General features: G+C 66.2%; 7 protein-coding genes and 1 pseudogene. 2 read left to right on the top strand and 6 right to left on the bottom strand.

Translation table 11 applies throughout. The annotated features are described in order from the left end of the window. Window positions 1–25 precede the first annotated feature (25 nt). The 5 genes and pseudogenes from OL239_RS18480 to OL239_RS18465 all read right to left on the bottom strand — a co-directional run bounded on the left by OL239_RS18480 (window position 26) and on the right by OL239_RS18465 (window position 4089). On the bottom strand, window positions 26–844 hold the full coding sequence (locus tag OL239_RS18480) for a MerR family transcriptional regulator (protein ID WP_268910108.1): 819 nt from the start codon (window positions 842–844) through the stop codon (window positions 26–28). Between the two features lie 38 nt (window positions 845–882). Then, window positions 883–1395, bottom strand: a complete 513-nt coding sequence (locus OL239_RS18475; RefSeq protein WP_268910107.1) for a VOC family protein — start codon at window positions 1393–1395, stop codon at window positions 883–885. 177 nt (window positions 1396–1572) lie between these two features. Next, window positions 1573–1989, bottom strand: a complete 417-nt coding sequence (locus OL239_RS18470) for a hypothetical protein (protein WP_268910106.1) — start codon at window positions 1987–1989, stop codon at window positions 1573–1575. Window positions 1990–2039: 50 nt separating this feature from the next. Beyond that, window positions 2040–2453: pseudogene (locus OL239_RS20360) on the bottom strand (alpha/beta fold hydrolase); the annotation flags it as partial. A gap of 142 nt (window positions 2454–2595) precedes the next feature. Continuing rightward, the gene (locus OL239_RS18465; RefSeq protein WP_268910105.1) at window positions 2596–4089 is read right to left on the bottom strand and encodes an aldehyde dehydrogenase family protein; all 1494 of its coding nucleotides are present in this window, start codon (window positions 4087–4089) and stop codon (window positions 2596–2598) included. A 224-nt stretch (window positions 4090–4313) separates the two neighbouring features. Here OL239_RS18465 and ctaD point away from each other — a divergent pair, with 224 nt between their 5' ends. Both ctaD and OL239_RS18455 read left to right on the top strand, forming a co-directional pair. Next, window positions 4314–6068 (top strand): aa3-type cytochrome oxidase subunit I, encoded by a 1755-nt coding sequence (ctaD, locus tag OL239_RS18460; protein WP_268910104.1) that lies wholly within the window; start codon window positions 4314–4316, stop codon window positions 6066–6068. Window positions 6069–6224: 156 nt separating this feature from the next. Then, window positions 6225–7172: a zinc-binding dehydrogenase gene (locus OL239_RS18455; protein WP_268910103.1), complete on the top strand. Its 948-nt coding sequence runs from the start codon at window positions 6225–6227 to the stop codon at window positions 7170–7172. A gap of 122 nt (window positions 7173–7294) precedes the next feature. Here OL239_RS18455 and OL239_RS18450 read toward each other — a convergent pair whose 3' ends face one another. Then, a complete protein-coding gene (locus OL239_RS18450) occupies window positions 7295–11788 on the bottom strand; it encodes an ExeM/NucH family extracellular endonuclease (RefSeq protein ID WP_268910102.1) in 4494 nt (1497 codons plus the stop codon). Window positions 11789–11875 lie beyond the last annotated feature (87 nt).

Genomic DNA, 11875 nt, shown 5'->3' with positions numbered 1-11875 from the left:
GGTACGGAGCAGGCACGGAAATGGCCTACTCCCAAACCGCGGTTTCGGGATCGACGCCGGCCGCGGCCGCACTGGCATCGATAACGTTCCGCAGCCAGCGGTTGAGGCCCGGGGCGGTGGCATCGTAGTAGGCAGCGGATCCTTCGTCGGCGGTATACGTCCGGGCCACGCACACCTGCATGGAGTGTGAACAGGCGAAGTACCCGCTGATCCATTCCCGGTGGCGCTCAGCCAGGGTGTTCGCTTCGGGACTGCCCGCCACGACGCCGGCGCTCATGGCTTCCGCCAGGGCTTGCGTGAGAGCGGAGGCGCTATCCGCGTTGCGGGTCCAGTCCGCCGTTGTCATAACCGCTGACCGCTCCGCGTACTGCGCCCACTGGTCCGTGGTGCCCCAGCGGTCCCGGGCCCGGGCCACCCAGGACGGCTGCCAGGCACTGCCGAAGACAGCAACCTGCTCACCGGGGGAAAGGCGGATCCCGCCGTCGGCAGCCTCGATCATCCGGTCCACGGCTTCGACCGTGGTTTCCAGGCGTGAAATGGAGTCAAGGAGATCGGCACGCAGCTGCTGCAGGGACGCCCCCGGTGCGTATTCCGCTGCGTCGAGGATCGTACCAATGCGCGGCAGCGGCATGCCGAGTTCCCGGTAAAGGAGAATGCGGCGGACCCGGTCCACATCGGCCGCGGAGTAGAGCCGGTACCCGCCGCGGCTCCGTCCGGACGGATTCACCAGTCCCACCGAGTCCCAGTGATGGAGGGTCCGGATCGTGACCCCTGTCAGCGAGGCCACCGCGCCGACCGTCTGTCCGCCCGGAGCCGCGGCGTTGCTGTTGGCTGCTGTGCTCATGCCTGTAGTCTTGCAGGCCTGTTCCGGATTCGCGGGGGTCATCGACCCGGGACGTCAATCCCGATGGACCGGAGGTCTTCGGCCTGTGCGCTGTGCGGATCCAGCTCACGCCCGGCCGTGAAGATAACCCGCGTCTTCTCGGGCGTGGTCACTTCGAGGTCGACGGTGTTCCACGGAGTACTCCGCGGCCCGGTTACGCTCTTCGGATCCAGTGCCGCACACGCTTCGGCGATGCCGTCAATCTCAGCCAGGATGCAGGCGAAACTGACGGTCATCGGGCCGGGACCCTCCGCTGCCGCGTCCCCGGCGGGAACCAGCAGGGCGTCCTGGAACGCCCACCGGCGCACATGAGTGAGCTGGCCGGGAATGGTGAACAGGTCGATGAAGCCCAGGCCCCGGGTCCAGAAGTCCACTGAAGCTTCCAGATCGCGGGTAGGCAGGGTGACGAACATCGGCATTCCGTAGATGCCGCGGTACACCCCGGGGGAAACCGCCGACGGACCCCGGGGCGGGACGGGACTGATGTCGAAGGCGTTGTAGTTTTCGTTCATGCACCCAGCCTCCACCTTGACGCAGGGGAAGGGTCAAGGGGACTTTTCGGTCTGCTTGGCCCGGTCGAGTGTCGCGGTCGTGCTGGTTCCAGCGAAGCATTCGCGCATCGTCTCGACACTCGGCGGGCCGGAGGGGCATGAGCTCGACACTCGAAAACCCACAACGGCGCGTTTGCTCTACCCCGGCTTATTCGGCGGCCCCGGCGGGATGGTGGTTTGCCGCAGCAACCGGCAGAACGCGTCGCTGTTTTCGGTGGGCCACCAGTGGCCCCCGTCAACGGGGCTAATGCGCAGGTCCCGCACCTCCTCGCGCAGCCCGTCGGTCAGCCGCGGGGACAGGAACGGGTCGTGCAGCGGAACCATCACGTGCACCGGCACCTCAATGAGCGGCGGAAAGCCGCGGACGGGTACGCCGGACCCGAGCAGGTTGGCGCGGTACAACTGCAGCCCGCGGACCGCGTTGCCGGTTGCGGTTTCGGCGCTGGTACCGGCACGCACGGCGTAGCGGGGTCCCAGCAGCCGCCACAGCAGTTCCGGCAGGACCGGCAGCTGACATAGGTGCTGCGCAGGCCCTGGCCTGCCGCCAGCAGCCACCGCCGGGGAGTGCGCAGCGAGTCTGCAAACCACCGCCGCAGGTGGCCAAGGTCGGGTCCGGAAATACTGGTAAAGCTGAGGATCTCATCCGCCGCCCGGGAATCACGAACCGCGGCCCAGCACTGGATGGATCCCCAGTCATGGCCCACCAAGTGGACGGGTCCGGCACCCGCTGACGCCACCACCGCGTAGAGGTCGGAGACCAGCAGGGGCAGCCGGTACGGAGCCAGCGGATTTTCCGGCTGGTCATCCACCCGGGAGGCGCCCGCATTGCGCGTGTCGTAGGCAAGGACCCTGTGGTCCGCCGCCAGGTCCTCAATGACGCTGGAGAAGACGGTGTGGTCATCCGGATAACCGTGGACCAGCAGGACGGTTGGCGTGCCTGGGGCTGCCGGGAGTCCGTACTCGGACACTGCCAGCCGGGCGCCGTCGTTCTCCACCGTCCACTGCCTGTTTGCCTGCATCGGTGTTCCTTTCGTCTGCATCGTGACGGGCGTTTCAACCGGAGGCGGGGTGCAGCCGGCCCAAACGCCGGATGCCGCCCCGGACATGTGCCGGGACGGCATCCTTTCAGCTTTCAGCACTGACCGGAACAGGTGCTGCCGGTTAGAAGGGGTACTGGCGGGATTCGCGCTGCAGGGTCACTGTGTGGTCGGTGGTGAATTCCTCGATCGCCCAATCACCGTTGAAGCGGCCAAGCCCGGAGTTCTTCTCGCCCCCGAAAGCAACATGGGCTTCATCCTGGACCGGGATGTCGTTGACGTGCGTCATGCCCGCCTTGATGCGGCGGGCAAACAGAACACCGGCGTCCAGGTTGGAGGTGAAGACCGAGCTGGCCAGCCCGAGATCGCTGGCATTGGCCAGCGAAAGGGCATCCTCGGCGTCGGCAGCGCGGATGATGCCCGCGATCGGACCGAAAATCTCTTCCTGGAAGAGCTCCATGTCCTTGGTGACGTCGGCGAAGACGTACGGCGAGAGAACCCGGCCGTTGGTTTCACCCTCCACCACCAGCCGTGCGCCCTGCTCACGGGCCAGCTCAATCTTCTTCTGCAGGCCCTCCAGCTGCTTGGCATTGATGATCGGTCCCACGGAGTTCTGCGGGTCCCGGGGATCACCGGACTTCAGCGTCCTGGCATGGGCGGCGAACTTTTCCACGAATTCGTCGTACACGGCGTCCTCGACAATGATCCGGTTCACCGCCATGCAAATCTGGCCCTGATGCAGGAACTTGCCCATGATGGCAGCCTTGACGGCCTGGTCCACATCCGCGTCGGCCAGCACCACAAACGGGCTGTTGCCCCCGAGTTCCAGGGCCACGTGCTTCAGTGTGGGGCCGCTGGCAGCCAGCGCGCCGAGGTTCTTGCCCACCGGCGTCGAACCCGTGAAGGAGATGAAGGACGGGACCGGGTGTTCCACGAAGGCGTCACCGATTTCGGACCCGGCGCCGACGACGACGCTGAGCACTCCCGCGGGCAGGCCCGCTTCCTCGAAAATGCGGGCGATCATCAGGCCGCCGGTCACCGGGGTGTCGGAAGCCGGCTTGAGGACGACGGCGTTGCCCAGCGCCAGCGCCGGTGCCACGGAGCGCTGGGACAGGTGCAGCGGGAAGTTCCAGGGGCTGATGACGCCGACCACACCCAGCGGACCGCGGTACACGCGGGATTCCTTGCCCGGCGTATCGGATTCCAGGATCCTTCCCGACACACGGTGCGGGAAGGTCGCGGATTCCTTGGTGATGGCACGGGCGGAATCAACTTCAATATTGGCCTTGACCACGGTGCTGCCGGACTCGGCGGCAAGCCAGGCAATGATCTCCTCACGTCGCTCGTCAAAGATTTCCGCCGCACGTTCCAGGACGGCGCGGCGCGCCGACGGCGCCTGCGCCGCCCAGTCCTGCTGGGCCGCCGCGGCGGCAGTGTAGGCCTCATCCAGGTCCTCCCGGGAGGCCTGCCGGATGCTCATCAGCTCAGCGGCGTCAAAAGGGCTGGTGTTGGTGAGGGTCCGCTCGGAACGTCCGTCACGCCACTGCCCTGCGATGTACTGCTGGGCGGGGATCCACCCGGTGAGGGCGGAAGCGGTGGACTCAATCTGCGTTGTCATGAGCATCTCCTTGAAATCTCGACGTCTGTCCCGGGTGCAACAGGCTCCGCCCCCGTTTCATTCCCGGGTTCCGGGAACAGCATGATCACCGGCGGCCGGGAAACGCATCGCCCGCGGTCTCTGGACGACGGGGAAAGAGGAGACCTACGATACAAAATACGGCGGATTCCGGGGAGCGCCGGCAGCACGATGTTCTGGCCGATGTACCCAAGGGATGGCATCCAATGTCGACGCTCAAATACACCGCAGACGATTCCGGAACGTTCGTACCTCCGCGGGTGGTGCCCCTGTCCCGGGGCCGCATCATCGTTAACTGGATCACCTCGACGGACCACAAGACGATCGGCTACATGTATCTGATTGCCTCGTTTGTGTTCTTTTGCGTGGGCGGGGTCATGGCGCTGATCATCCGCGCCGAACTCTTCGAACCGGGCATGCAAATCCTGCAGACCAAGGAGCAGTACAACCAGCTGTTCACCATGCACGGCACGATCATGCTCCTGATGTTCGCGACGCCGCTTTTCGCCGGGTTCGCGAACGTCATCATGCCGCTGCAGATCGGTGCCCCCGACGTCGCATTCGCCCGGCTGAACGCGCTGGCCTTCTGGTTCTTCCTTTTTGGCAGCAGCATTGCCGTTGCCGGCTTCATCACTCCGCAGGGGGCGGCGTCGTTCGGATGGACAGCCTATGCGCCGCTGTCGAACACCACGTTTTCGCCCGGCATTGGCGGGGACCTGTGGGTGTTCGGGCTGGCGCTGTCCGGATTCGGAACGATCCTGGGCGCGGTCAACTTCGTCACGACCATCATTTGCCTGCGGGCTCCGGGAATGACGATGTGGCGGATGCCCATCTTCACGTGGAATACGCTCGTCACCGCCATCCTGATCCTGATGGCCTTCCCGCCCCTGGCCGCGGCCCTGTTCGCGCTGGGCGCCGACCGCCGGTTCGGCGCGCAGATCTTTGACCCGGAACGCGGCGGATCCATCCTGTGGCAGCACCTGTTCTGGTTCTTCGGCCACCCGGAGGTCTACATCATCGCGCTGCCGTTCTTCGGGATTATCTCCGAAGTGCTTCCGGTCTTCAGCCGAAAACCGATCTTCGGCTACAAGGGACTGGTGTTTGCCACCCTGGCCATTGCCGCCCTTTCCGTGACCGTCTGGGCACACCACATGTACGTCACGGGCGCCGTCATGCAGTCCTTCTTCGCCCTCATGACCATGCTGATCGCGGTGCCCACCGGCGTGAAGTTCTTCAACTGGATCGGCACGATGTGGCGGGGATCGATTACCTTCGAGACTCCCATGCTGTGGAGCATCGGGTTCCTGATCACGTTCCTGTTCGGCGGGCTGACCGGCATCATCCTGGCCTCCCCGCCGCTGGACTACCAGGTGTCCGACACCTACTTCGTCGTCGCCCACTTCCACTACGTGGTCTTCGGGACGGTCGTGTTCGCCATGTTCGCCGGCTTCTACTTCTGGTGGCCGAAATTCACCGGCAAGATGCTCAACGAACGCCTGGGCAAGATCCACTTCTGGATGCTGTTCCTGGGCTTCCACGGCACGTTCATGATCCAGCACTGGCTGGGCGTATCCGGGATGCCCCGGCGCTACGCCGACTACCTGGTGGAGGACCGCTTCACCGGCATGAACCAGCTCTCCACGGTCGCGTCCATGCTCCTGGGCGCCTCCCTGATTCCGTTCTTCTGGAACGTGTTCATTACCTGGCGGCGGGGCCGCAGAGTGGAAGTTGACGATCCCTGGGGCTTTGGCTGCTCACTGGAATGGGCAACCTCCTGCCCGCCGCCGCGCCACAACTTCACGTCCCTGCCGCGCATCCGGTCCGAACGTCCGGCGCTGGACCTGCACCATCCCGAGCTCAAGCCGCGGCCCAACAATGAGACCGACAACCCGGTAGTGAAGGTCTTTGGTGCCGCGGACATGGGCAGCGAGAAGCCAAACGATCCGGACCCGCGCGGCTAACTGTCTGAGCACAACCAGTGCGGGTGGACCGGCGGGAGTGCCTGCTGTGCGGTTCTAGACTGGAACCGAGGGTCTCGAAGGAAACGTGCCGGCCACGGCGCGCATGCGGGGTCCGTCGCCCTCGACCCCGCCGGAAAGGACACCAGTCATGAAGGCTTGGCAGTACATGGGGACCAGAAGCCCATCCAGCTGAACGAAGTTCCGGAACCCGCCCCGGGACCCACGCAGGTTATTATCGACGTCAAGGCCGCAGGCCTGTGCCACTCCGATGTGATGTACATGGAGGTGGGCGACCAGGCCATGCCGTTCCTGCCAATGACACAGGGCCATGAGAACGCGGGCGTCATTACGGCGTTGGGTTCGGAAGTCACCGGGTTTAAGGTGGGCGACGTCGTGGGTGTGAACTCCTCCGGCGTTCAGCCGCCTTTGGGTATGTTCACCCCCGGCGGGTTTGCGGACAAACTCGCGGCCGACTACCGCGACCTCGCCCGCGTCCCGGACGGAATGGACCTCTCCCTCGCCGCCCTCGCCACGGACGCCGGTATGACCTCCTACCCCGCCATGATCAAGGTGGGCGGGGCAGCCAAAGGCATGAAGGTGGGCGTAATCGGTTTTGGCGGACTGGGGCAGATCGGAGCGCGTGCCGCGGTGCTGGCCGGTGCCGAAGTTCACGTGGCGGAAATGAAGGAAGAGGCCTGGCCAGCGGCCAAGGAGGTAGGAGCCGTCTCCTGCGTGAAAGACGCCGCGGAGTGGATGGATCCCTCCAGCGCGCGCCCTGTGGGCACCTTCGACCTGATCGTGGACTACGCCGGTTTCGACACCACGCAGAAGGCCGTGAACGCCATCAAGCGCGGCGGCAAAGTGGTGCAGGTCGGCCTCGGCCGGCCCACCTTCACTGTGGCCACCAACTCCATCCTGGGCAAGACCATTGAGGGTTCCCTCGGCGGAACCGTGGAGGACATCGAGGAGGTCTTCGACCTGATGCACCGCGGCGAAATCCGTCCCGGTTATGAGGAAATCGGCTTCGATCAGATCGCCGGCGGCCTGGAGCGGTTGAAGAACAACCAGGTCCTCGGGCGTCTGGTTGCCCGTTTCGGGGACTGAACCTCCCCGCAGGGCCCCGCAGGTAACGCAGATCCCGACACGAAAGAGCGGCACCGTCCGGGAGATACTCCCGGACGGTGCCGTTTTCTGCCCTTTCGAGCGGCTTCATGCAGGCGGAGGGATTACCGCCCGCTGAGGCAGATCAGGTACCTCGCCCATTCCAGGGCGTACCGGACCCAGCCCCGGATGTCCCACCAACCCTGCGGCGGAACCGGAGCCACGCACACCGGAGCCGGCGAAACGGTGGAACCCTCGACCGTCACGGGAAGTGTCACAGCGGTTCCGGACGGCTCCGCGGTAAGCACCAGGGTGCCGGGCCCGGAAGCCGCCGCCGGCAGGGTCACGTTCACCGTGGCCGTGCCGCTGGCCACCGGCACCGTGCCGAGGGCGGTTGCGGTTCCGGCAGCATTGACCCAGCTGGCGGCAAGACCGGTGTTGGCCGGGCTGCCCAGCGAGGTCAGATCCAGGCCGGAAACGGTGAAGGACACCGCGGCACCGGCGGCCGCCGTGGCCGGAGCGCCCTGCACCACCACGCCCTGCCGGGCGAAGTCCGGCGAGAGCGGGCTGTTCGCTTCGAGGTAGCTGATCCAGGCGTCGCGGTCCACCAGCCCCGAATCCCGGGTGTCGGAGCCTTCAGTGAACACCGTGAAGTTGTCGCCGCCCTGGGCCAGGAAGCTGAAGGTGCCCACCCGGTACTCGCGAGCAGGGTCCAAGGCCTCGCCGTTGACGGTGACGGTCAGGATCCGGGATCCTGCAGCCTGCGCCGGGTCGTAGGTGTAGGTGACGTTGTCGGACAATCCCAGCGCCAGGAAGGGACGTGATCCGCCCTCCGGCTGCCACTGCTGCTCCAGCATCGTTTTCAGCTGGGCGCCGGTGAGCGTAGTAGTCCAGAGATTGTTGACGAACGGCAGCACGGCGTTGGCTTCGGCGTAGGTGATCACGCCGTCGTCGCCGTAGTACAGCTCGGCCCGCAGCCCGCCGGGATTGGTGACGCCAATTTCGGCGCCGCCCCGCTCGGGCGTGGACAGGGTGCTCAGCAGGGAATCGGCCACCAGATTGCCCAGCGTGGATTCCGAACCGCGGTCGTCGCGGACGGTGCCGTTGAACGCCGTCGTGATGTCAGCTGTCACCGCACCGACCGGCTGGTTTCCGATCTCCGCGGCGGAGGCCAGTGCTGCGTCCACAATGGACCGAACCTCTGCCACCGCGGGATACGCGGCGACGAGTGCATCGGCGCTTTCCGTGGTCCGCGGAACATTGACGGCGGTGTAGGACAGCACCTCATCCGTTGCCGGGTTGTAATCCAGGGTGATCTGGCCGACGAACTCGCCGTAGGAACCGGTCTGCAGCACCGGACGGGTCTTGCCGTCGACGCCGGGAACGGGGGCATCCCAGGCGTACTGCTTGTGCGTATGCCCGGTGTAGATGGCATCCACCAGCGAGCTGGTGCCGTTGACGATCTCGGCGAATGCCCCGCCGCCGGCCAGCTCCTGGTCCAGCGTGGCGCCGTCGGGGGTGCCGCTGCCGGCGCCCTCGTGGTACTCGGCGATGATGACGTCCACTTCTCCGTCGGCCTGCAGCTTTTCGGCTACGCGGTTGACGGCTTCCACGGGATCGCCGAACTCCAGCGCGGCAATTCCGCCGGGCGTGACCAGCGTGGAGGTCTCTTCGGTGACGGCGCCGATGACGGCCACGGAAACGCCGTTGACGTCCAGGAGCGTGTATTCGTCCAGCGCAGGCGTGGTGGTGCCCTTGAGATACACGTTGGCCCCCAGATACGGGAAGTCCGCAGCGGGATTCACCCGGTCCGTCAGGTCGGTGTAACCGGCGTCGAACTCGTGGTTGCCCACCGCGGAGGCCCGCAGGCCCAGCGCGTTCAGCACGTCCAGCGTGGGCTGGTCCTGCTGGACGGAGGAAGCGAACAGGGACGCTCCGATGTTGTCGCCCGCGGAGAGGAACACGGAGCTGCCCTCGGGTGCGGCGGCCTTGAGCTGTTCGACGGTTCCGGCGAAATTGACCGTATTGGCATCAATGCGGCCGTGAAAATCGTTGATGTTCAGCAGGTTCAGTTCCGCGGTTTCGGTTCCGGCCGGGCTCAGGTCCAGCCCGACGAGGATGGGATCGTGGTCCGAGGAGCGGTACGGATCCGGCGCGTAGTAGTTGGTGGCGTTGGTGTTGTAGCGGCTGTATTCCAGCGCCACCGACTCCACCGAGTTGATGTTCCAAATGTCGGCGCCGGTGACGGCTTCCGCTGCTTCCTCAGAGGCCAGGATGTGGTCGAGGGAGCCGACCAGCCCGCTGAAGGCGTAGGAGTGCTTGCCGGTGGCCTTGCCCAAATTCACGTAGCCGGCCTCGGCCAGGACGTTCATTGGGTCTTCGGCGGCATAGGAGTTGAAATCGCCCAGCAGGAACACCTTCTCCGTGCCGGCATCTTCCGAAACTGTGTCCGCGAAGGCGGCCAGCGCGCGGGCCTGCCGGACGCGGTCTGCATTCCAGCCGCCCTGCCCGGTGTCGGCGTTTTCGCCCGATGCCGGGGCCGAGCCCTTGGACTTGAAGTGGTTACTGACGGCCAGGATGGTGGAGCCGTCCTCGCCGCCGGCGGGCTTGAAGGCCTGCGCCAGCGGTTCACGCGCGTTGAAGAACACTGTTTCGTCATTCAGGATGACGGATTCACCCACCGGCTCGGCTGCGGCGGTGCGGAAAATAAAGGCGGTGCGGATAACGTCTTCGGCTTCGGGAAGGTCCGCGGGGGAGCGGACATAATCCCAGGTGCCGGGCACCTGCTCGTTCAGCGCGGCGGTCAGGTTAGCCAGCGCTTCATCGCGGTCCTTGCCGAACACGGCGGAGTTTTCCACCTCCATCAGCGACACCACGTCTGCGCCCAGTGCGTTGATCGCAGCAACGATCTTGGCCTGCTGCCGCTCGAGGTTTTCCGCGTTGGCGGCACCGCGGGCGTCGCAGCCGCCGCGCACGGTGAGCGGAGCGCCGTCGCGGTCGGTGTAGTAGGTGCACCCGATGAGATCCGTGCCGGTGGTGCTGAAGTAGTTGAGCACGTTGAAGGAGGCCAGCTTCAAATTGCCGCCGACGCTTTCGGGTGCCGCTGTGCGGGTGGGCTCGAACGACGCCGGGACCGCCTCCGCGGCATTGGCTGCCGTGAGGGCGGTCAGCGGCTGGAATTTCCAGGCGCTGTTGCGAAAGTCCAGGATGACGCCGGTGGTGAAGGTGACGGCTGCACCTATGCGCACCGGATTATCCAGCGTCAGGTACGGCAGCGGGATTCCCTGGTTGGCGGCGCTGAGGAAATTCGTCCCGGCTCCGTCGTCGAGCTTGACGGCGCGTGCCGCGTTGTCGGCGACGGCGGCGGCGTGCTCGGGGGTGCCGACGGCAGCCACCGCGGTGGGCTGGACCAGCGGCGCGTCGCCGGCAGCGAGGCCGATTTCGGCGTACTGGTTCAGGGAATAGTTGTCCGTGACGGTGAAGCTGCCCTGCGGTGCCAGGAGCATGCCTTCCAGGGCTTCGCGTTCGGCGTCGGAGGCGGGCCACGCCACCGCGGCGGGCTTGACCTCCTCGGCCGGCTCGCTGAGCGGGGTCATGGCGCCGGCGGAGACCGTGAGCTGGGTGAGGCCGTAGTACTCGCCGACCGTGCCGGTGACTTCGACGTAGTCGCCCGCGGCTACGGAACCGACGGTGTCGGCGGAGAACACGAAGATGCCGTGCGAGGCGGTGTGGGTGGCCGGGTCGAGCGTGCCGCCGGTTCCAGGGGTTTGCAGGTAGTAGCCGTTGAAGCCGCCGGTGGGATAGACGCCGGTGACCTTGCCCCGGGTGGTGACGGTTTGGCCAATCAGGGGACTGGCGTCGCCGGTGCCCTGGATCTCGGCGATCGGCACAGCACCCGCGGGTGGATCGACGGGAGGGGTTGGGGAAGGATCCGGCGTTGGTTCGGGCCCGGGATCAACCGGTGCCGTTCCTCCGGTTCCCGTGGGGGTGACGTCGGCGCTGAGCGTGAAATCGGCCGCGTTGTTGTTCGAGTCGGTGAACCCGGTGCGGTTCAGGGATTTGGGGTCGGTGTTGCCGGCCGGGGCAGCGGCCGCAGCCGTTTCGAAGGTATTGGAGGTGCCGTAGCCGAGCAGGTCCACCACGCCGCCGCCGCCGGTAACCGATCCGGTGGGCAGCGGTTCCACCCGGGTCGCCTGGTTGGAGAGGATCAGGGTGCCGCCGGAGCCGCTGAAGCTGGCTCCAACGGCAGCGTCCGCCGCCGGCAGCGGGGCGCCTGCGGCACCGTTGGACGCACCGGAAACCAAGTAATAGCCGCCGGCGGGAATCGTGCCGCTGAGGGCACCGAGGCCGGTGGGTGCCGCCGTCGAGCCCGCTGACCGGTACTGCAGCGACCAGCCGTCCAGGCTGACGTCTGCGCCGGTCGGGTTGTACAGTTCCACGAACTTATTGGCGAACGGTGCGTTGGCGCTGCCGCCGCTGAGGTAGGCCTCGTTGATGATGATGCCCGGGGCAGCTGCCGTACTGTTTTCCGCATAGGCCGGAAGCGCCGTCATTGGCGCCGCCAGCAGGCCGGCGGACAGGGTTGCTCCCAGGGCCGCCTTCCAGGTTGAAGGTCTCATGCCTCATGCTCCTTGGTCAGCTGATGCCAGCCGACGGTAACGCCGCCGGGTAGCCGGCAGCAGTGGGGGGGGGTAACGCGAGTGACG

The sequence above is a fragment of the Arthrobacter sp. ATA002 genome (assembly GCF_026898095.1).
In the GTDB taxonomy this organism is placed as follows: domain Bacteria; phylum Actinomycetota; class Actinomycetes; order Actinomycetales; family Micrococcaceae; genus Arthrobacter_B.
The sequence above is the reverse complement of the archived record's forward strand: the minus strand, read 5'-3'. Positions and strand labels throughout refer to the sequence as shown.

What these genes read in the sequence shown, in the direction of transcription:
- OL239_RS18480 (WP_268910108.1), bottom strand. Translation starts at nt 844, where the DNA reads ATGAGCACAGCAGCCAACAGCAACGCCGCGGCTCCGGGCGGACAGACG.
- OL239_RS18475 (WP_268910107.1), bottom strand. Translation starts at nt 1,395, where the DNA reads ATGAACGAAAACTACAACGCCTTCGACATCAGTCCCGTCCCGCCCCGG.
- OL239_RS18465 (WP_268910105.1), bottom strand. Translation starts at nt 4,089, where the DNA reads ATGACAACGCAGATTGAGTCCACCGCTTCCGCCCTCACCGGGTGGATC.
- ctaD (WP_268910104.1), top strand. Translation starts at nt 4,314, where the DNA reads ATGTCGACGCTCAAATACACCGCAGACGATTCCGGAACGTTCGTACCT.
- OL239_RS18450 (WP_268910102.1), bottom strand. Translation starts at nt 11,788, where the DNA reads ATGAGACCTTCAACCTGGAAGGCGGCCCTGGGAGCAACCCTGTCCGCC.